Here is a 19,354-nt window from a genome sequence, read left to right as displayed (position 1 = left end):
CAACCAGCCACACAGGCCAGGGATGTATGAAGCTTCGATCTCTTGTTACGTTCACACTGGCAGTTGCACTGATTGCCCCGCCGTTGGCAGCAGAGGTCAGTCTGGCACCGTTTGCCGGTTTTCGCATGAGCAGTTCGGTGGATATCGAGACCGCCGGCGCCAGCACCTCAGACCAGATCGACTTCCGGGATTCCGCCAGCCAGGGACTGGTGTTCAATTTTGATCTGGCAGAGCCCGGCAAACAGGGAGAGATTTATTTCGGCCGGCAGAACACCTCCGCCCGACTGGACAATGGTCTGTTTGCACCGAGCCTGGATTCCATCGACCTGACCATCTACCAGCTCCAGTTCGGCGGGCTGTATTTCCCGGCTGGCCAGAATCATGGCGGGTTTGTCTCTGGTGTGTTCGGCGTTACCCGCCTCGAGCCGGACGATTCACGGTATGAAACCCATCACCGGGCCGCCCTGTCCATTGGCGGCGGGTACCAGTTTTTCCTGACGGAACAACTGCGCCTGAGGCTCGATCTGCGTGGTGTTTACACAGCCCTGAACTCGGGCGGCTCCGCGTTCTGCTCCGGCGGCTGCGAACTCAGATTCGACAGCAGCGGCTACCTGCAGGTGGAAGCCGCCGCAGGGCTGGCCATTCGGTTCTGAAGCCCGGTCAGGCCGTCACTGGCCGCCGCTGGGGCAACAAAACCGACAGCAACGCGGCCATGGCCACCAGACCCGACGATATCCACAAGCAGGCCTCCAGCCCCCAGGCCTGGTAGACCCAGCCGGACAGAATCGTTCCCAGCAACCGGCCGGCGGCATTGGACATGTAATAGAAGCCCACATCCAGGGACACCCCATCACCGCGGGCATAGCTAACGATGAGATAGCTGTGCAGCGACGAGTTGACGGCAAACAGCACGCCAAACAACAGCAGGCCACCAACAATCACGAACTGGGGTGACCAACCCGCTGCCAGGCCGATGGCAATCGCTGCCGGAATCAGCGCCAGTGCTGCCGCCCAGAGCACAGCAGGCTGCTTGCCTTCCATGTTGCCGGTGATGCGCGGGGCAATGGTCTGAATAAAGCCGTAGCCGATAATCCAGCTGGCCATAAAGCCGCCCACTTTCCAGAAGTCCCAGCCAAAGACCGTGTGCAGGTAAACGGGCAAAGCAACCACAAACCAGACATCCCGCGCGCCGAACAGAAACATCCGGGCCGCCGACAAGACATTGATGGCCCGGCTTTTGGAGAGGATCTCGCTGAACTTCGGTTTGGCCTTGCTCTTGCCCAGATCCTGTCCCAGCAAGAACAGGCTGGCCAGCCAGACCAGTCCCAAAGCCACCGCCATGATAATCACGGCACCCTTGAAGCCGGCCGCCATCAGCAGGACCCCACCGAGGAAAAAGCCCACACCTTTGAGGGTATTCTTGGAGCCCGTCAGAATGGCCACCCACTTGTACAGGGTGCCCTGCTGCTCATCCGGCACCAGCAACTTGATGCCGCTCTTGGCGGACATCTTGTTCAGATCCTTGGCAATGCCGGACAATGCTTGCGCCGCCATCACCCAGGGCACCGTGAGCATCGCCGCCGGCACCGCCAGCATGCCCAGCGCCACAATCTGCAGGAACAGCCCGATGTTCATGGTGCGGTTCAGGCCCATGCGGGCACCCAGGTAACCGCCCACCAGATTGGTCACCACCCCGAAGAACTCGTAGAAGATGAACAGCAGGGCGATTTCCAGCGGCGAATAGCCCAACTGGTAGAAATGCAGCACCACCAGCATCCGCAGGGCACCATCGGTGAGGGTGAAAGCCCAGTAGTTACCGGTGATAATCAGGTACTGTCGGATGGCGGCCGTCATATCACGCCGAGCCCACCCGGCGCGCCAGTTCGGCGGTGCGGTTGGCGTAGCCCCACTCGTTGTCGTACCAGGCATAGATTTTCACCTGGGTACCGTTGACCACCATGGTGGACAGGGCATCAACGATGGAGGAACGCGGGTCGGTCTTGTAGTCGATGGACACCAGTGGGCGCTCTTCGTAGCCCAGAATACCGTTCAGTTCACCCTCGGCAGCCTCTTTCAACAGCTGGTTTACGGTGTCCCTGTCGGTAGCCGATTCCACTTCAAACACGCAATCGGTCAGCGACGCGTTGGTGAGCGGCACGCGCACGGCGTGGCCATCCAGGCGCCCTTTCAGTTCCGGGAATATTTCGATAATCGCCGTTGCTGAACCGGTGCTGGTGGGGATCAGTGAACTGCCGCAGGCTCTCGCCCGGCGCAGATCCTTGTGGGGCGCATCGATAATGGTCTGGGTGTTGGTCAGGCTGTGAATGGTGGTGATGGAGCCGTGCTTGATGCCCAGCTTCTCATGAATCACCTTCACCACCGGTGCCAGACAGTTGGTGGTGCAGGAGGCGGCGGTCACAATGCGGTCGTTGGCCGGGTCGAAAATATCATCGTTCACACCAACCACAATGTTCTTGGCGCCCGCCTCCTTCACCGGTGCCGTGACCACGACCCGTTTCACGCCCTGGTCCAGGTACGCCTGCAAAGCACTGACCTTCTTGTTCACGCCACTTGCCTCGATCACCAGATCGCAGCCGGACCAGTCGGTTTCACCGATGCTCCGGTTGTGAGTCACGCGAATGCGCTGGCCCTCGATGACGATATCCGTTCCGTCGGCAGTGGCTTCCCGACTCCAGCGACCATGGATGCTGTCAAAGTTGAGCAGGTGAGCCAAAGTACCGGTATCGGCGCCCGGATCGTTGATGGCCACAAACTCCATATCTGGCCAGCCCCAGGCGGCCCGCAAGGCCAGACGACCGATTCGGCCAAATCCATTAATGCCTACTTTGATCTTGCTCATGTTGTGCTCCTGATAAACCTGTTCCGTACATTAGACCCTGCGGACATTACAGACATTGGACAGATGGGCGGTCTGCCATGGCCTGCAATCGCGCAAGCGGGTTCTCTATCAATCGGCCGTTATGGCTGGCGGTTTCATCCAGCACCCGGGCCAGCCACTGCGGAATGCCCGGGTTCAGGGAATAGTAGATCCACTGGCCCCGACGCTCCGTGGCCAGCAGGCCGGCATCCCGCAACGTGGCCAGATGCCGGCTGACTTTCGGCTGGGGCGCTTCAAAGGCTTCGGTAAGCTCGCAGACACAGAGTTGCCCCTGGCTGCGGATCATTAACAGCGCCGCAAGGCGGAAATCGTCGGCCAGCGCCTTGAACACCGTGACCGGGTCATAGCTGGCGGGTTTCGCTCCAGTTTCTTTCTGATGAATGAGTGCGAACAGGGCGACTCGCTCTTTGATCTCCTTAAGCCTGAGGGCGAAAGTGGAATGGCGGTTTGCTGGTACCGGATCGGCAAAATCCCAGGCAATCTGCTGGGCCGGCTGGCAGACCGCACCGCACTCGCTGGAAGCTTTCTCGCAGAGGGTAATCACGTAATCCCAATACTGTTCCTGCAAATCTGCCAACCGCTTGCTAGAAAGCCCTTCCGTCGATACGCCGGCTTCCTCAAGAACCTGCAATGCCATCGGGTGGGGCTCGGTTGGCTCGGTACCGGCGCTGGCCACTTCAAACCGGTCCCCGGCTATGTCCCGCAGCAAGGCTTCTGCCATAAGAGAACGGGCACTGTTGGCGGTACAGACAAACAAAACGCGGCGCTTCATATCTGCTTCCCCATATATTCGGCTTTATGGATATCCAATTTTGTGCATAATAGATCCGGCATCTTCACGAGTAAAGGAATCCGGCAAAAAAATGAGCACCCAGGACCAGGACCTCCCCAACGTCGATCCGGAATCGTTCAACACCCCAATAGCGGACCAACTATTCAGCGCAAAGCCGTCGTCACATCCGCCGCGAATTCTGTTGCTGTATGGCTCATTGCGGGAACGCTCGTTCAGTCGGCTGGCCGTTGAAGAGGCTGCCCGATTGCTCGAAGCCATGGGCGCGGAAACCCGGGTATTTAATCCACGGGGGCTGCCTCTGGCCGATGCAGAAGATGCCTCTCACCCCAAGGTGCAGGAGTTGCGGGATCTGGCCCAGTGGTCTGAAGGCATGGTGTGGTGTTCACCAGAGCGTCACGGCGCCATGACTGGCATCATGAAAACCCAGATTGACTGGATTCCCCTTTCCATTGGCGGCATGCGCCCCACCCAGGGCAAGACCCTGGCCGTAATGCAGGTCTGTGGCGGCTCCCAGTCCTTCAATGCGGTCAATCAGCTGCGGGTGCTGGGTCGCTGGATGCGGATGGTCACTATCCCCAACCAGTCCTCGGTGCCCAAGGCGTTTATGGAGTTTGACGACAACGACCGCATGAAACCCTCGCCCTATTACAATCGCATCGTCGATGTTATGGAGGAGCTGGTGAAATTCACTCTGCTGATCCGGGACCGGAGTGACTACCTGACCGACCGGTATTCGGAGCGGGTGGAAAGTGCAGAAGAAGTCTCCAAGCGCGTCAACCAGCGGTCCATGTGAGGGAAAGGCAATGAGCAGCAATACCGAAATCACCCAGGCGGAAGGCTCCGGCGAAGGCATGGATCTGTTCGGCAGGTACCTGTCGGTGTGGGTGGCTCTGGCCATCATTGCCGGCGTAGCACTGGGCCAGTTCGCGCCCGTAGTGCCCGAGACTCTGTCCCGCTTCGAATACGCGCAGGTCTCCATCCCCATCGCCATTCTGATCTGGGCGATGATTTTCCCGATGATGGCGCAGATTGATTTCAGTGCGGTGGTCGGTGTACGGAAAGAACCGAAAGGCCTGGCGATCACTACCATCGTCAACTGGCTGATCAAGCCCTTCACCATGTTTGCCATTGCCTGGTTTTTTCTGATGGTGGTGTTCGAGCCATGGATCGCGCCGGGACTGGCCAGCGAGTACCTGGCCGGGGCGATCCTGTTGGGTGCAGCGCCCTGCACCGCCATGGTGTTCGTCTGGAGTTTCCTGACCAAAGGCGATGCCGCCTACACTCTGGTGCAGGTATCCCTGAACGACATCATCATGCTGTTTGCCTTCGCGCCGATTGTTGTTTTCTTGCTGGGCATTTCCGACATCCAGGTGCCCTGGGATACCGTGCTGCTGTCGGTCGTCCTGTATATCGTGATTCCGCTAACAGCCGGCTACCTGACCCGCCGCGCCCTGATTTCGCGCCACGGTCAGCAGTGGTACGACGATGTCTTTATGAAGCGGCTCAGCCCGGTCACCCCGGCGGCGCTGATCGTCACTCTGGTGCTGCTGTTCGCCTTCCAGGGCGAGGTAATCCTGAACAATCCCCTGCATATCGTGCTGATTGCCGTGCCGCTGATTGTTCAGACCTTCCTGATTTTCTTCCTGGCCTATGGCTGGGCGAGGCTGTGGAAAGTACGCCACTGTATCGCAGCGCCTGGCGCCATGATTGGGGCCAGCAACTTCTTCGAACTGGCCGTGGCTGCGGCCATCGCATTGTTCGGCCTGCAATCCGGCGCAGCGCTGGCAACCGTCGTCGGGGTTCTGGTGGAGGTACCTCTGATGCTGGTGCTCGTTCGCATCGCCAACAAGACCCGGGATCGGTTCCCGGCATAAATCGCGGCGGCCAGCGCCGGGCTTTTGGTCACGGCGCTGACCTCACTCGCATTACCTGTTCAGCTCACCGTCACCCTGCTAATATCGCGGCCACATTTCTGACGCACTGACTCTGACGGAATCCACGCAATGGACGTTTTCCAGGCCCTTTTCCTTGGCCTTCTCCAGGGACTGACCGAATTCCTGCCCATCTCCAGCTCCGCTCACCTGATCCTCACCCCGGCGCTGTTCGGCTGGACCGATCAGGGCGTAGGCTTCGACCTGTCGGTGCACGTCGGGACCTTACTGGCGGTTGTGCTCTATTTCCGAAGGGATGTTTTTGGTATTGCCCGGGACGGTCTGATTTCCGTCAGCCGCCGCAAAATCGTTGGCCAGGGCGCCCTGGCCTGGTACCTCGTCATCGGCACCATCCCTGCGGGCCTGGCCGGCCTGGCGTTGCTGGATATGATCGACAATGAACTCCGGGCGGTGGAAGTCATCGTCTTCACCACCCTGTTCTTCGGCCTGCTCCTCGGCCTTGCAGACTGGCTGCCCAAACGTCAGCGCACCCTCGACAAACTGAACTGGAAAGACGCCGTCCTGGTAGGCATTGCCCAGGCCATGGCCCTCGTCCCCGGCACCTCCCGTTCCGGCGTAACCATCACCGCCGGCCTGTTCCTGGGCATGACCCGCGAAACCGCCTCCAGGTTCTCATTCCTGTTGGCAATTCCCATCATCGTGCTGGCATCGGCGGTGAAACTGCTGGAAGTAGCAACTTCGGATGTGATCGTCGACTGGAGTGGTTTTCTGATTGGCGGGGTGACTTCGTTCCTTATGGCCATTACCGCGATCCACTTCTTCCTGAAGTGGCTCAACAAGGTAGGCATGTGGCCGTATGTTATCTATCGGATTGTTCTGGCGGGTGTGATTTACGCAGTTCTGATGTAGGCCTGCTTACAATTAGCAGGCCTCTAGAGGCGCATACGCCAGAACCAGCCACTTGGCGCCCTCATCAAAATTCACCTGCACCCGAGTATGGTGCCCGGTGCCCTCCGAATTCATCACGATACCCTCGCCAAACTTGGGATGGCGTACCCGTTGCCCCAGGCTGAAGCCTGATTGCTGCGCCGAATCCTGGCTGAACATGCTCTCATTCGGACGCTCGACCATGGCCGGACGGGTGACGGTATTTCGCAGCCGCACTTCCTGCAGACAGTCGCCCGGAATCTCCCGCACAAACCGGGACAACGCGTTGAACTTTTCCTGACCGTACAAACGCCGGGATTCGGCGTAAGTGAGTACCAGCTTCTTCATGGCCCGGGTTATGCCCACGTAGGCCAGTCGGCGCTCCTCTTCCATGCGACCCGGCTCTTCCAGGGACATGCCGTGGGGGAACAGACCCTCTTCCACGCCGGCCAGGAACACGAGTGGGAATTCCAGGCCCTTGGCGGAGTGCAATGTCATCAACTGAACACTATCTTCATGGTCTTCGGCCTGAGATTCACCGGCATCCAGAGCCGCCTGGGCAATGAATTCCGACAGCGCGTCGACGCCATCCTCCACTTCGTAATCAGACAGGGCATTCACCAGTTCCTCGAGGTTTTCCACCCGGGCCTGGCCTTTCTCGCCTTTTTCGCTGGCGTGATAATCCTTCAAGCCGCTGTTTTCGATGGTCTGCTTCATCAGGCCATGCAATGACGCATCGCCGACCATTTCGGAGAGGCCTTCGATGATGGCAATGAAAGACTGCAGGCCGGTTTTGGCCCGGCCTTTCACCTGCCCGGCGTCCAGCAGCCGCTCGGCGGATTCCCACAAGGAGATGCTTTGCTCGGTGGCGTATTCCCGAAGCTCCGCGAGGCTCTTTGCGCCAATGCCGCGGGGCGGCACATTCACCACTCGCTCAAATGCCGCATCGTCGCGACGATACTGGACCAGCCTCAGGTACGCCAGGGCGTTTCGGATTTCCTGGCGGTCATAGAAACGCAGACCTCCATAGACCCGATATGGGATCCCCTGGCGCATCAGCGATTCTTCCAGCACCCGGGACTGGGCGTTGGAGCGATAGAGAATCGCGGATTCACTGCGCAGATTGCCGTCCTGCACCCAGGCGGAAATGCTGTCGGCAATGTAGTTGGCTTCGTCCTGTTCGTTGAACGCCGCGTAAAGGCTGATCGGTTCGCCTTCCGGACCGTCGGTCCAGAGCTCCTTGCCCAGCCGGCCCTGGTTGTTGGCGATCACCGCGTTGGCCGCCTTCAGGATCATCTGGGTGGAGCGGTAATTCTGCTCCAGACGCACCAACCGGGCATTGGGGAAATCCCGCTGGTACTGCTGGATGTTTTCGACCTTGGCGCCCCGCCAGCCGTAGATAGACTGATCGTCGTCCCCCACCACCGTCATTGGCACGCGATTGCTGGCCAGCACCTGCAGCCAGGCGTATTGAATGGTGTTGGTGTCCTGAAACTCGTCCACCAGGATATGCTGGAACCGGCTCTGGTAATGGGCCAGCAGCTCCGGACGATGCAGCCACAGTTCATGGGATCGCAGCAACAACTCGCCAAAATCCACCAGACCACCCTGCTGGCAGAGTTTTTCGTACTGGCGATAGATCTTCAGCATGATCGACAGGAAATGGTCGCCCGGATTCTCCTGGATATGATCCGCCCGCAGCCCTTCGTCCTTCTGGCTACTGATAAACCACTGGGCCTGCTTCGGCGGCCACTTGCTCTCATCAATCTGGTTTTCCCGCATCACCCGCTTGATCAGCCGCAGCTGGTCGTCACTGTCCAGAACCTGGAAGTTCTCCGGCAAGCCAGCGTCTTTCCAGTGCGAGCGCAACAGACGGTGCGCGATGCCATGAAAGGTGCCAAACCAGAGGCCGCGAGCCGGAATGTCCATCATCTGCTCAATGCGGTAACGCATCTCCTTGGCGGCCTTGTTGGTAAACGTAACCGCCAGGATGCCAGTGGGCGGCACCCGATCCACGGTCATCAACCAGGCGATCCGGTGCACCAGAACACGGGTTTTACCACTTCCTGCACCTGCCAGAACCAAAAGGTGATCGTTCTGAGCGGTAACAGCTTCACGCTGGGCATCGTTCAACGGATCGATGATGTGGGAGACGTCCATAAAGAATCGGTTCGCTACTGGTTAAATAAACAGGTCTGAGAGTATAACAGGAGAAATGCGGGATTTCTTTTGGGCTTGGGTTAGCCCTTTTCTTGAGGGGAAAAGCACGAGGGCGGGGCTCTGTTCAGGACACGCTACGAGCACATCCATGTGCGCTTGGCTGTGGCCATCCCTGGCCACAGACAGTCCTGAACAGAGCCCCGCCCCCGCGCTTATCTCGCTTTGGAGATGGCTTCTCTGTTAAAAACCCCTTGGTACAGTCTGCGCTTCAACAAACTCGAACAGACCTTCCAGGCCGCCTTCACGACCAATACCAGAGGCTTTCATGCCACCAAACGGCGCTTCCGGTGTCGGGCCGGTGCCGGTGTTCCAGCCGCAGTGGCCGAAACGAAGGCCAGCAGCCACGCGCTGGGCGCGTTCGGCATCGTTGGTGAACACGTAGGAGGCGAGACCGAACTCGGTGTCGTTACCGGCTTCGATGACTTCCTCTTCCGTGCGGAACAGGGCCATGGGCACCAGCGGGCCGAAGGTTTCTTCCTGGTAGCAGTACATATCCCGGTTTACGCCGTGCACGACGGTCGGCGGGAAGAACAGGTCGTTACCCAGATCTTCCGGTTTCTTGCCGGCAACCAGGGTAGCGCCTTTTTCAAGGGCGTCCTGTACGTGGCGTTTGACCTTGTCGTAGCCAGCCTGGTTGATCAGGGGGCCAAGATCCACGTCGCCGTTGATGCCGTCACCGACGGTCATCTTGTTAACACGCTCGGCAAGCTTTTCACCGAAGGCATCGGCCACTTTCTCATGCACGAAAATCCGGTTGGCACAAACACAGGTCTGGCCACCACCACGGAATTTGTTGGCGATGAGGTTATCCGCCGCAGCGTCCAGATCGGCGTCGTCGAAGACGATGAACGGTGCGTTGCCGCCCAGCTCGAGGGCCAGTTTCTTGACCTGATCTGCGGTGTCGACAATCAGCTTACGGCCCACTTCGGTGGAACCGGTAAAGCTGAGCATGGGCACGTCGGGGCTCTCACAGAGAACCTTGCCGATCACACTGGCTTTACCCATCACCAGGTTCACCATGCCGTCAGGTATGTCGGTGTGCTTATCCATCAGGCTGAACAAGGCAATCATGGTCAGCGGGGTTTCACTGGCCGGTTTGATCACCGAGGGGCAGCCTGCCGCCAGCGCAGCGGAGAGCTTCTTCGCGATCATGCCAATTGGGAAGTTCCAGGGCGTGATCAGGCCGGTGACGCCAATGGGCCGGTAGTGAACGGTCCAGGTGCAGTCTTTTGGCTTTTCCGGAATGGTATGGGCATCCAGGGCCTGGATGTGCTTGGAGCAGTAATCGAAGAACCCGGCGGCGTAATCCACTTCGCCCTGGGCCTCCTGCAGCGGCTTGCCATGCTCCATGCACAGGATCCGACCGACTTCCTCCTTGTTGGCCTTGAGCGCATCCCGGATGTCTTCCAGCCACTTCCGGCGGGTCTCGATGCTGTAGGGACTGGTCAGTCGCAGTGCCGACTTGCCGGAGGCAACGGCGGCGTTCACTTCGTCTTCCGACATGGATGCGACCTGGGCGATCACCTTACCCGTTGCCGGGTTATAGACATCGAAGGTGTTGCCATGTTCATTGTCAGTCCAGCGACCACCGATATAGCCGGTCAGCTTTTCCAGCAGGGGTGACTCGATCATCTCGGCTCCTCTTCTGTGATTGGCTCCGCCCCGAGTGGGGCGCAGTAAAGGTAATCTGGTTGCGTCAGTGTTTTATGTCTTTCATAGTGGATGTTGTATCCCAACCTGTAAAGTCAAGGGCAGGCTTTTGATCATCGCCTGAGTGTGCCTATACTCGGGGGATCAGCCACCCAGGAGACCGAACAATGAAGGCATTTTTCCATCCCGCACAGGATGAGCATGTTCCACAGACCTACTTTACCCGGGGACAGATGCGCCAGCCCCAGGAAATTCCTGCCCGCACTGGTGAAATGCTGGGCGGACTCAGGGAACTGGGCATCTCTGTGCTGCAGCCAGCAGACCAGGGCGCGGGGCCGATTTCAAAAGTCCACGATCTGGGCTACCTGCGCTTTCTTGAATCTGCGCATCGGCGCTGGAAGCAGATGGATGACTGGGGCGATGAGGTTATTTCGAATATTTTCGTCCGTTCCCCGAATCACCTGACTGGCATTCTCGCAGAGGCGGCCCGCTATCAGGCTGATGGCAGCTGTCCGATTGGCGAACACACTTGGCATGCCGCGTACTGGTCTGCCCAGAGCGCGTTGGGTGCGGCTGATGCACTGATCGCCGGCGACAGAACGTCGTACGCCGTGTGCCGTCCGCCTGGGCACCATGCCCGCCGGGATGCCGCCGGTGGTTTCTGTTACCTCAACAACGCCGCAATTGCTGCCGAGCATATGAAGGCACGGTTCCCGAAAATCGTTATCCTGGATACCGACATGCACCACGGCCAGGGTATCCAGGAGATTTTCTACGATCGCAGCGATGTGCTGTACATCTCCATCCACGGCGATACCACCAACTTCTACCCGGTAGTCAGCGGCTTCGAGAACGAACGTGGTGAAGGGGAAGGTTTTGGCTACAACATCAACATGCCGATGCCCCATGGTTCCTCGGAAGATGACTTCTTCGCGAAACTGGACGACGCCCTTGCAGCGATCAAGCTGTTCCAGCCGGACGCCATAATCCTCGCCCTCGGGTTCGACATCTACAAGAACGATCCCCAGGCCAAGGTATCGGTATCATCGGAAGGTTTCTGCAGGCTCAGCACCCATGTGCGCCAGCTGGGACTGCCTACTCTGGTGGTGCAGGAAGGCGGATATGACCTGGACGCCCTGAGCGAGAACGTCCAGCAGTTCTTCAAAGGCCTGGCCGGCTGATATTTCAGGCCGCGGGCGCGTAAACCTTTACGTTTTCGTGCCCCTCGGCCCTGAGGTGCCCCGCATGCATGCGGCTCATGGTGCCGCGATCGCAATACAGGAGATACTGCCGGTTGGCCGGCAACTCCGGCAGCTGTTGATTCAGCTCGTAGAACGGAATCTGCAGAATTTCGTTGTTAGTCAGTTTCAGCGGTGACTGCTCCCCCTCGGAAGGGTGGCGGACATCAATAATCACGTCATCCACGGAGGGCGTCTGCACCATTTCCACTTCCTCAGGGGTCACGGTCGTTTCCAGCAACCGATTGACCGGCGTTTCTTCCCGGGCCTCGATTGCGCTTGCAAGCACGGAAGCATCCATCCGGGATTCATCTTCCTCTACCCGGTGTAACTTGGCACGAGTGGCCGGCTTCTGGGAAATCACACCACAGTATTCCGGCATGTTGCAGGCGTAGACTTCGGTACCAATCTCCCTGGCGATGCGGATAATGGATTCCTTGTCCATGGACACCAATGGGCGCAGGACCACCTCGTCACTGGCCCGATCCACCACATTGAGGTTGCTCAGGGTCTGGCTGGACACCTGGGCCACGGCATCTCCTGTCACCACCCCCGAGGCGTTGTTCTTGCGGGCAATCTCTGCTGCCGCCATCAGCATCTGACGCTTGAGCACCACGCCCCAGTGACGGTGACTCACCGAACGCATGATTTCAGCGACAACACCCTCGAAGGGCACCGAGATAAACTTGGCACTGTGGGAGGCACCGTAGCGATCCCACAGGTAGTGCACCACCTGGCGCACACCAACCTCGTGAGCCGTGCCTCCGAGGTTGAAAAACAGGAAGTGATTGCGCAAACCCCTTCGCATCATCAAGTAAGCCGCCACCGAAGAATCATAGCCCCCGGAAATCAGGGTCAGCACATTTTCGACACTGCCCAGCGGATAGCCGCCCAACCCCCGGTGCTTGCGATGGGCAATATGGAACTGGTCGTCCTGGACTTCAATCCGCACCTCAACCTGTGGGGATTTCAGATCAACCCCACTGGCACCCGATGCCTGCATAAGCGCGGCACCCACGGTGCGCTCCAGATCAATAGAGCGGAAACTGTGTTCACCGTGACGTCGGGCCCTGACGGCAAAGGTTTTGCCAGCCAACCGGTCCGCAAAGGCCTCAACAGCCTTCTCGGCAACGTCTTCCAGACTGACAAATGGAAACGCTCCGATTTCCTGGATCGTGGAAATGCCCGGTATGCGCAAAAGCAGCTCAAGGGCCGGCCCGGACAACCCACGACCGTCTGGCACCTCCACGTCCACCCTGTCCCAGCTGCCTTCAACCCGAATCTCCGGATCAAGCCGCGCCAGCAGCTTTCGGATGTTCTGGCGCAGATGACGCATCTGCTGGCGACGGACGGGTTTACTCTTGATAGCAACTTCCGGAGCGGGACGAATAAGCAGTTTCATAAATCGGAATTTTGTCGGGTGGCGTATTGTACTGAAAGGCCTTAGTCTACCCTTTTGACTGCGTGCCTCAAAATCGGGCATTTCCGCAACATCCAGGAGTTTCACCGTTAATGCAGGAAACCACCATCAATGCCCTCGTCTCACCAGAGGGCAGCCTTGAAATTCTCTCCAATCATGAGGTCAACCGCCTCAAGGACCGCAGCGAAGGCGGCCTTTACCGGCTGTTCCGCCAATGCGCGCTGGCGGTTCTCAATACGGGCATCGAGACTGACGACTGCAAGGCATTGATGGAATCCCATGCCGACTTTGATGTCCGCCTGGTACCGCAGCCCCGGGGCCTCAAACTGGAACTGATCAATGCGCCCGGCCATGCCTTTGTTGATGGCGAAATGCTGAGGGCGATCCGCGAGCACCTGTTCTCGGTTTTACGAGACATTATCTACTCGCATTCGATCCCTCAGACAGCCGCCGGTTTTCGCCGGGATGATCCGGAGGACCTGACCAATTACGTGTTCCACATTCTCCGCAACGCCCGGGTGCTGCAGGCGGGAAGACAACCAGACCTCGTGGTCTGCTGGGGTGGCCACTCCATCGGACATGAAGAATACCAGTACAGCAAGGATGTCGGTCATCAGTTGGGGCTCAGGGCCCTGAGCATCTGCACCGGATGTGGCCCGGGTGCCATGAAAGGGCCCATGAAAGGTGCCACCATTGGCCACGCCAAGCAGCGGGTAAAGAACGGTCGCTACATCGGTATTACAGAACCCGGCATCATTGGCGCCGAAGCCCCAAACCCTATCGTCAATGAACTGGTCATCATGCCGGACATTGAAAAGCGCCTGGAAGCGTTCGTCCGCTGTGGTCACGGCGTGATTGTATTCCCGGGCGGTGTCGGCACCGCCGAGGAAATTCTCTACCTGCTCGGGATCCTGCTGCATCCGGACAATGCGGATCTACCCTTCCCGGTGGTATTTACCGGCCGGCAGGAAAACGCGGAATACTTCGAGATGATCGACAAGTTCATCCGGAACGCCCTCGGGGATGAGGCTGCGAGCAAATACGAGATCATCATCGACGATCCGGTGCGCGTGGCCCAGACCATGAAAAAAGGGATGAAGGAGGTCGAGACGTTCCGGCGCGCCATGCAGGATGCCTATTATTTCAACTGGATGCTGAAGATCGACCCGGTGTTCCAGCTGCCGTTCGAGCCCAATCACGACAACATGCGGGCGCTGGAGCTGCACCGGGACCAGCCTGTGCACCTTATCGCTGCGAATTTGCGCAAGGCCTTCAGTGGCATTGTTGCCGGTAACGTCAAGGAGGGTGGCATACGACAGGTTCAGGAGAAGGGGCCATTCGAAATCGCAGGCGACCCGACTCTGATAAAACCGCTCGAAGCCATGCTCGAGCAGTTTGTGACCCAGAACCGAATGAAACTACCGGGTTCTTCGGCTTACAGACCGAGCTATCGCATCGTCAGCGGAGCGGCCTGAGCCGCTTCGCTGACAGGGTAAGGCTTACTTGCCGCCGTCTGCCGGCAGACTGGCGTAGTAGGCCGCGAGGTTGGCGATATCAGTGTCACTCAGGGCAGCAGCCTGCCCCTGCATAATCGCAGCCTGGCCGCCAGAGCGTTGCTTGTTCTTGTACGCCTTCAGGGCCGATACCAGGTACTGCTCGTTCTGGCCCGCCAGGTTCGGGTATGTCGGAATTTGCGCAAGACCATTCTGGCCATGGCACGCAGCACAGACAGCCGCCTTGGCCTTGCCGGCTTCGGCATCTGCGGCAGAAACTACTGCAGGCACAGCAGCGCCAAGCGCAAAAATTCCCGCAACAGCGTAGTGTTTCAGATTCATTGTTATTACCCTCTCATCGTCATTTTCCAGATTTTAAGGCCGGTTCGGAGGCCGGGCACTAAACTGACTTGCACTTATAGCACAGAGCGGGGCAACCTCAAATGCGATAGGTCAAGGACATCTTTTCGACGTTAGTCCTCTTTCCTGTTCTGGCTATTAGGGTGAAAGTACGTTCGATTCCGTATCCAAGATTGATTTAATTCTCCGGAGAAAACGCCAATGTCTGTAGAGGCCGAGGAACTTGCATGCCGCGAAGGGCACATGGGTGTTCTGACACTGAACTCCCCGGGCACTCTCAACGCGCTTTCCGAACACATGATCGAGCAGATCCAGGACATCCTGGACCGCTGGGCCAATGATGACCGAATCTGCATCGTGGTCATTCAGGGCGCCGGTGAGAGAGCCTTTTGCGCCGGCGGTGATATCCGCGAACTCTATGATGCAATTCTCGATGGGCAAGAGCCGGAGAAACCGGTACGGTTTTTCAGCCGGGAATACCGGATGGATTTCAACATCCATCGCTTCCCAAAGCCGGTGCTGGGTATAGCCCACGGCGTGGTGATGGGCGGCGGTCTTGGTGTGTTCTCAGGCTGCCGGTATCGGCTGGTTACACCCGATGTCACGCTGGCAATGCCCGAGATCACGATCGGGCTGTTTCCGGATGTGGGTGCCAGCTGGTTTCTGAAACGGCTGCCAGGAAGGCTGGGGCTGTTCATGGGGCTGACCGGCGCCCGTTTGAACGTCAGCGATACGCTGCGGGTTGGTCTCGCCGACATGGCCATCCTGCCGGAGGACCGGGATCGCCTGCTTGACCGACTGGCCTCGGAACGCTGGACCGGCCAAACCGCCGCCGATGACAATCGACTGTTCAGGTTACTCAACCAGATCCAGACACCGGATTACCGGACACTGCCACCCAGTCACCTCGCCCGGCACGAACAGCGGATTGCCAGGCTGAGCGCCGGCGATGAACTTCCGGACATCGTTGATCAACTGCTTGCAGCGGAGGTTGACTGCGACTGGTGGCATGCGTGTATGAACACGCTCAGAAACGGATGCCCGGTCTCTGCATGGCTGGTCTGGACCCAGTTACAGAAAGCGCAGCAAATGTCCCTGAAGGACGCCTTCCGCATGGAACTGGCGATGGTTTCCGAATGCATCCGCCGGCCTGATCTGGCAGAGGGAATCCGGGCTCTGGCTATCGACAAGGACCGTCAGCCAAAATGGAGTTACCCGAGCGTGGCCGATGTGCCGGAAGACGTGGTTGCGGCTCATTTCACCCCGGAGTGGGATGACGAGACGGATCCGATGGGCCTGGAGTAAGCCGGTCGGCGCTAGAACTCGGCGCCCGCCTGCACCAGCAACATTTCCAGATCCCGATTGTTGGTGGCGCGGGCAACGTCAAGTGCCGTTTGGCCATCGCTCGCCTCGTAATTGACGTCGGCTCCGGCCGCCACCAGCCTCTCCGCCGTCAGCAAATCCCCGTTGGCCACGATTTTCATCAGCAGGGATTCGCCCCCCTGACTCACGTTGACGTTGGCACCGGCTGCCACCAATACCTTCACCACCGACAGATGGCCGTTTTCCGCCGCCCGCATCACGGGGGTATACCCGTACTGGTCACTGGTGTTCACATCGGCGCCGGCCGACAACAACAGCTGCACGCGCCGCTTTTCACCATTCCCGGCGGCTGAAACCAGCAGTGCATCCGCCTCGGCCAGGGCCTCGGGGCTCAGAGCAACCGGTTGGTTCGGGGAGGCGCAGGCGGACAGGAAAACAACAAGCGGAAGTAATATCAGCAAAAAACGGAAGGCGCCGGTTCCCTTGGCCATAACAAACAGTCTCTGTGGATCTCGTTGAAAGGATACGAGAGCCCATTCTGGGCAGACACCGGCGGAAATTAAATCGAGCGAGTCACAAACCCGGGCCATCCTTCAAAAGATCACGCACCACCTGTCGCAGACGATCTTCGCCTTCTCTCTGGCCCAGGCAAAGCCTGTCCGCCTGCAGCGCGGACCAGGGCCGCCCCTGAAGAACACCCTGGCACCAGACCGCAAGCGCCTCATGGCTTTTCAGCCACGCCATGATCCCCGGCACCTGACTCAGCTTCCGCAATACCGGGACAGTAACCTGAAAGCCACGATGCCCATTGGCGAAATTGCGGAGATCCCGCAAATCATCCTTGTCCAGCGTCGGCCCGGTGGGCAGATCGGCGGTTATCCCGGCCAGCAATGTTGGCTCCAGCCCCTGCCAGTTGCCGGGCAAGAGAGTAAGCCAATGATCGGCCAGGCGGTTGCGGATGCGCCCTTCCAGATCGCGACCAGCCTGCGAAAAGCCGGCCACCATCTGCAGTGGGTATTCGCCACTGGATGCTTCCTGCTGCAAGCCAACCCTGACCACATGCAGACCGCAGGTCTGCCAAAACGCGAGCAGGTCAGCGCTGCCACCGAAGCTGGTTCCGAGGTAATCAACATCCTGCTCGGCGGCATACGCCCTGGCAGCCTGCACCATGCTTTGGCCAATGCCCGCGCGTCTGACCTCGTCTGATACTGCAATGCGGACAACCCTCAGACCCCGCAGGACCGCGGCCTCGGGATAGCCGCTGTGGCTGGCCAACGATTGCGGCAGCAGATGGCCCCGTATTCGCCGGGTACCCAGACTGACCTGCTGTGCCAGCTCATCCGGAAGGCCACCTTCGAGCGCGCACCAGAGCACACCAACCGTCTGATCGCCAATTCGCGCGCGCCAGCTACGGGCGGCCGGGTCATCCAGCCACTGCCTCAGATCAGCGGGGCTGGTCCGGTAATGGGCATCCACCAGCAACCCAAAGGCACGGGACAGAGCTTCGTCACTTGCCGTTGCCGGCTCCCAGGGTTCGATGACCAGCTCGCCGGCGCTGTATTCAGTTTTACCGGGCAAGCGACCACCGTCGGCCTCCAGCAAAAAGAGTCGGCTAATCAGGGCTTCCAGCGGATCGTTCATGGACCAGCGTACCGGCTCGCTCAACGTTACCGACTGCCACTGGGGCGTTGATTGATCAAGGACCTGTCGAAAACGAATGGCAAAGCCCCGGCCAGCCCCTTCGTAACCATGAACCGTGGTGGCGAACGCCACTCTCGGCCAGCCGAGCAGAACCGATTTCAGCAGCGGCGCCGGAATCGCTGCTGCCTCATCCACCAGGACCACTTCGGCTTCCGGCCGCAAAGCCAGCAAGTCACGCACCGGCATAAACCTCAGGCGGCCACCGGTTCGGGAGGCGAGTATCCCCGGGCTGGCTTCGGCCAATTCGTCCCCGAGAGACTCACGGGCGTGGCGAAAGAGGGTCTCCACATTCTGCTCCGAGGGCGCGGTAACCACGATGTCCTGCCTGCCTTGGCGCAACAATTCGGCTGCAGCCATGCCCATCGCCGCAGATTTGCCACGGCCCCGGTCCGCCGTCACTACCAGCGGCCGGCGCCGTCGGCCCAGGCCAAAACGGACGAGGCGCTGAACCAATTGTTCCTGATCCCGGGTGGCGGCGATTCGAAAGCGTTTCTCAGGCAGGGGTGGAACCGGCGGCCGTGATTCCGGACGGTCGGGCGACACCCGGATGACCGCATCATCGTCGGCAAGCAGGTCGGCCATGCGGGCAGCAAACGGATGGTTCGGACCATGCTCCAGACCGGTTCTCGAGTAATCGGGATCCGCAAAGCGGGACCACTCTGCCAGCGGCGGCATCAGCCAGAACAGCAGGCCACCAGCGGTGAGCGCACCCGAGAGCGCGGCAAAGGCATCCGGAGGATTGCCGTGCCAGCCATCCCAGACGATAAGCGAGACTTCACACCCGAGCCACTTTCGAGCCCCGGGAGGCGTGACCCGGGTCAGCCGGGTATCGGGGCTATGATCCGCTGGTCCCGTCCATAGGCCGCTCTGTATTTCCAACCCGGGTAACAGACCGGAAAGCCACCTGAGGTTCTGTTCCCGATCACCCTCAAGCAGAACCAGTCGGCGTTCACCGTTGGCGGTGAGGCTGTCCTGCAGGGCACGCCATGCGGACGGATCCGCTTTGGCATCGGGTCCGGAATGGCTCATCAGCTAAGGTCGGCACCATGAGACTTGAGGTCGTCCAGGGCGCATTTTTCAAGGGCAGCCCGATGGGTGGCCCGCAGTCGAACCCTGGGGGCACAGCCGGCTTCAAAGGCTTCCTGCCAGCGGCCGGCACACAGGCACCAGCTATCGCCCGCTTTCAGGCCTTCGAAACCGAATTCAGGCCTGGGGGTGCTGAGGTCGTTGCCCTGGGCTTTGGAGAATTCGAGGAATTCGTCGGTTACCACGGCGCAGACGGCGTGCAGGCCAAAATCATCCGGGCCGACGTTGCAGCAGCCATCGCGGTAAAAGCCGGTGATCGGGTCTTTGCCGCAGGTTTCGAGTTTTTCGCCAAGTACGTTTACCGATTCGGACATTTCCATGTTTAAGACCCTTTCGCTCTCATGTTTTGATC

Annotated in this window: 17 protein-coding genes; 7 read left to right on the top strand and 10 right to left on the bottom strand. The window is 59.3% G+C overall.

What is annotated here, in order from left to right; genetic code table 11:
• Window positions 1–26 precede the first annotated feature (26 nt).
• Window positions 27–653, top strand: coding sequence for a hypothetical protein (locus MDHKLMBL_RS10700; RefSeq protein ID WP_008172980.1), 627 nt, complete (start codon window positions 27–29; stop codon window positions 651–653).
• A 7-nt stretch (window positions 654–660) separates the two neighbouring features.
• Here the strand turns inward: MDHKLMBL_RS10700 and arsJ are convergent, their stop codons facing one another.
• Genes arsJ through MDHKLMBL_RS10685 form a run of 3 tightly spaced genes read right to left on the bottom strand, consistent with a single transcriptional unit; the run spans window position 661 to window position 3,671 of the window.
• A complete protein-coding gene (gene arsJ, locus MDHKLMBL_RS10695; protein ID WP_104270788.1) occupies window positions 661–1,854 on the bottom strand; it encodes an organoarsenical effux MFS transporter ArsJ in 1,194 nt (397 codons plus the stop codon).
• Window position 1,855: 1 nt separating this feature from the next.
• A complete protein-coding gene (locus MDHKLMBL_RS10690; RefSeq protein WP_104270787.1) occupies window positions 1,856–2,860 on the bottom strand; it encodes an ArsJ-associated glyceraldehyde-3-phosphate dehydrogenase in 1,005 nt (334 codons plus the stop codon).
• A gap of 46 nt (window positions 2,861–2,906) precedes the next feature.
• Window positions 2,907–3,671, bottom strand: coding sequence for a metalloregulator ArsR/SmtB family transcription factor (locus MDHKLMBL_RS10685; protein WP_008172983.1), 765 nt, complete (start codon window positions 3,669–3,671; stop codon window positions 2,907–2,909).
• A 91-nt stretch (window positions 3,672–3,762) separates the two neighbouring features.
• Between MDHKLMBL_RS10685 and arsH the strand changes: the two genes are divergently transcribed.
• The 3 genes from arsH to MDHKLMBL_RS10670 all read left to right on the top strand — a co-directional run bounded on the left by arsH (window position 3,763) and on the right by MDHKLMBL_RS10670 (window position 6,493).
• Window positions 3,763–4,485, top strand: a complete 723-nt coding sequence (gene arsH / locus MDHKLMBL_RS10680; RefSeq protein WP_104270786.1) for an arsenical resistance protein ArsH — start codon at window positions 3,763–3,765, stop codon at window positions 4,483–4,485.
• A 10-nt stretch (window positions 4,486–4,495) separates the two neighbouring features.
• A complete protein-coding gene (arsB, locus tag MDHKLMBL_RS10675; RefSeq protein WP_104270785.1) occupies window positions 4,496–5,566 on the top strand; it encodes an ACR3 family arsenite efflux transporter in 1,071 nt (356 codons plus the stop codon).
• A gap of 129 nt (window positions 5,567–5,695) precedes the next feature.
• A complete protein-coding gene (locus tag MDHKLMBL_RS10670) occupies window positions 5,696–6,493 on the top strand; it encodes an undecaprenyl-diphosphate phosphatase (protein ID WP_053113215.1) in 798 nt (265 codons plus the stop codon).
• Window positions 6,494–6,505: 12 nt separating this feature from the next.
• Here MDHKLMBL_RS10670 and uvrD read toward each other — a convergent pair whose 3' ends face one another.
• Window positions 6,506–8,671: a DNA helicase II gene (gene uvrD / locus MDHKLMBL_RS10665; RefSeq protein ID WP_104270784.1), complete on the bottom strand. Its 2,166-nt coding sequence runs from the start codon at window positions 8,669–8,671 to the stop codon at window positions 6,506–6,508.
• 240 nt (window positions 8,672–8,911) lie between these two features.
• Complete coding sequence (locus MDHKLMBL_RS10660) at window positions 8,912–10,363, bottom strand: NAD-dependent succinate-semialdehyde dehydrogenase (protein ID WP_008172988.1); 1,452 nt, start codon at window positions 10,361–10,363, stop codon at window positions 8,912–8,914.
• A 185-nt stretch (window positions 10,364–10,548) separates the two neighbouring features.
• On the opposite strand from MDHKLMBL_RS10660, the gene MDHKLMBL_RS10655 reads away from it, so the two are divergent.
• Window positions 10,549–11,562: a histone deacetylase family protein gene (locus tag MDHKLMBL_RS10655; protein WP_008172990.1), complete on the top strand. Its 1,014-nt coding sequence runs from the start codon at window positions 10,549–10,551 to the stop codon at window positions 11,560–11,562.
• 4 nt (window positions 11,563–11,566) lie between these two features.
• On the opposite strand, the gene thiI is transcribed toward MDHKLMBL_RS10655, so the two are convergent.
• Window positions 11,567–13,021, bottom strand: coding sequence for a tRNA uracil 4-sulfurtransferase ThiI (thiI, locus tag MDHKLMBL_RS10650; protein WP_092030558.1), 1,455 nt, complete (start codon window positions 13,019–13,021; stop codon window positions 11,567–11,569).
• Between the two features lie 110 nt (window positions 13,022–13,131).
• On the opposite strand from thiI, the gene ppnN reads away from it, so the two are divergent.
• Complete coding sequence (gene ppnN, locus MDHKLMBL_RS10645; RefSeq protein WP_014578587.1) at window positions 13,132–14,514, top strand: nucleotide 5'-monophosphate nucleosidase PpnN; 1,383 nt, start codon at window positions 13,132–13,134, stop codon at window positions 14,512–14,514.
• 24 nt (window positions 14,515–14,538) lie between these two features.
• Here ppnN and MDHKLMBL_RS10640 read toward each other — a convergent pair whose 3' ends face one another.
• On the bottom strand, window positions 14,539–14,874 hold the full coding sequence (locus tag MDHKLMBL_RS10640; protein WP_053113218.1) for a c-type cytochrome: 336 nt from the start codon (window positions 14,872–14,874) through the stop codon (window positions 14,539–14,541).
• Window positions 14,875–15,093: 219 nt separating this feature from the next.
• On the opposite strand from MDHKLMBL_RS10640, the gene MDHKLMBL_RS10635 reads away from it, so the two are divergent.
• Window positions 15,094–16,197: an enoyl-CoA hydratase/isomerase family protein gene (locus MDHKLMBL_RS10635; RefSeq protein ID WP_104270783.1), complete on the top strand. Its 1,104-nt coding sequence runs from the start codon at window positions 15,094–15,096 to the stop codon at window positions 16,195–16,197.
• An 11-nt stretch (window positions 16,198–16,208) separates the two neighbouring features.
• Here MDHKLMBL_RS10635 and MDHKLMBL_RS10630 read toward each other — a convergent pair whose 3' ends face one another.
• The 3 genes from MDHKLMBL_RS10630 to MDHKLMBL_RS10620 form a co-directional block, all read right to left on the bottom strand.
• Window positions 16,209–16,706: an ankyrin repeat domain-containing protein gene (locus MDHKLMBL_RS10630; RefSeq protein WP_008172997.1), complete on the bottom strand. Its 498-nt coding sequence runs from the start codon at window positions 16,704–16,706 to the stop codon at window positions 16,209–16,211.
• An 82-nt stretch (window positions 16,707–16,788) separates the two neighbouring features.
• Entirely contained in the window at window positions 16,789–18,945 is a 2,157-nt protein-coding gene (locus MDHKLMBL_RS10625; RefSeq protein WP_053113219.1) for a tRNA(Met) cytidine acetyltransferase TmcA, read from the bottom strand.
• Window positions 18,945–19,322 (bottom strand): DUF2237 family protein, encoded by a 378-nt coding sequence (locus MDHKLMBL_RS10620; protein WP_008173000.1) that lies wholly within the window; start codon window positions 19,320–19,322, stop codon window positions 18,945–18,947. Before MDHKLMBL_RS10620 ends, MDHKLMBL_RS10625 begins: the two co-directional genes overlap by 1 nt.
• Window positions 19,323–19,354: the final 32 nt, after the last annotated feature.

It is taken from the genome of Marinobacter flavimaris (assembly GCF_002933295.1).
In the GTDB taxonomy this organism is placed as follows: Bacteria; Pseudomonadota; Gammaproteobacteria; order Pseudomonadales; family Oleiphilaceae; genus Marinobacter; species Marinobacter flavimaris.
The sequence above is the reverse complement of the archived record's forward strand: the minus strand, read 5'-3'. Positions and strand labels throughout refer to the sequence as shown.

What these genes read in the sequence shown, in the direction of transcription:
- MDHKLMBL_RS10630 (WP_008172997.1), bottom strand. Translation starts at nt 16,706, where the DNA reads ATGGCCAAGGGAACCGGCGCCTTCCGTTTTTTGCTGATATTACTTCCG.
- MDHKLMBL_RS10625 (WP_053113219.1), bottom strand. Translation starts at nt 18,945, where the DNA reads ATGAGCCATTCCGGACCCGATGCCAAAGCGGATCCGTCCGCATGGCGT.
- MDHKLMBL_RS10660 (WP_008172988.1), bottom strand. Translation starts at nt 10,363, where the DNA reads ATGATCGAGTCACCCCTGCTGGAAAAGCTGACCGGCTATATCGGTGGT.
- MDHKLMBL_RS10670 (WP_053113215.1), top strand. Translation starts at nt 5,696, where the DNA reads ATGGACGTTTTCCAGGCCCTTTTCCTTGGCCTTCTCCAGGGACTGACC.
- thiI (WP_092030558.1), bottom strand. Translation starts at nt 13,021, where the DNA reads ATGAAACTGCTTATTCGTCCCGCTCCGGAAGTTGCTATCAAGAGTAAA.
- MDHKLMBL_RS10655 (WP_008172990.1), top strand. Translation starts at nt 10,549, where the DNA reads ATGAAGGCATTTTTCCATCCCGCACAGGATGAGCATGTTCCACAGACC.
- MDHKLMBL_RS10685 (WP_008172983.1), bottom strand. Translation starts at nt 3,671, where the DNA reads ATGAAGCGCCGCGTTTTGTTTGTCTGTACCGCCAACAGTGCCCGTTCT.
- arsJ (WP_104270788.1), bottom strand. Translation starts at nt 1,854, where the DNA reads ATGACGGCCGCCATCCGACAGTACCTGATTATCACCGGTAACTACTGG.
- MDHKLMBL_RS10690 (WP_104270787.1), bottom strand. Translation starts at nt 2,860, where the DNA reads ATGAGCAAGATCAAAGTAGGCATTAATGGATTTGGCCGAATCGGTCGT.
- MDHKLMBL_RS10620 (WP_008173000.1), bottom strand. Translation starts at nt 19,322, where the DNA reads ATGGAAATGTCCGAATCGGTAAACGTACTTGGCGAAAAACTCGAAACC.
- uvrD (WP_104270784.1), bottom strand. Translation starts at nt 8,671, where the DNA reads ATGGACGTCTCCCACATCATCGATCCGTTGAACGATGCCCAGCGTGAA.
- arsB (WP_104270785.1), top strand. Translation starts at nt 4,496, where the DNA reads ATGAGCAGCAATACCGAAATCACCCAGGCGGAAGGCTCCGGCGAAGGC.
- MDHKLMBL_RS10635 (WP_104270783.1), top strand. Translation starts at nt 15,094, where the DNA reads ATGTCTGTAGAGGCCGAGGAACTTGCATGCCGCGAAGGGCACATGGGT.
- arsH (WP_104270786.1), top strand. Translation starts at nt 3,763, where the DNA reads ATGAGCACCCAGGACCAGGACCTCCCCAACGTCGATCCGGAATCGTTC.
- MDHKLMBL_RS10640 (WP_053113218.1), bottom strand. Translation starts at nt 14,874, where the DNA reads ATGAATCTGAAACACTACGCTGTTGCGGGAATTTTTGCGCTTGGCGCT.
- ppnN (WP_014578587.1), top strand. Translation starts at nt 13,132, where the DNA reads ATGCAGGAAACCACCATCAATGCCCTCGTCTCACCAGAGGGCAGCCTT.
- MDHKLMBL_RS10700 (WP_008172980.1), top strand. Translation starts at nt 27, where the DNA reads ATGAAGCTTCGATCTCTTGTTACGTTCACACTGGCAGTTGCACTGATT.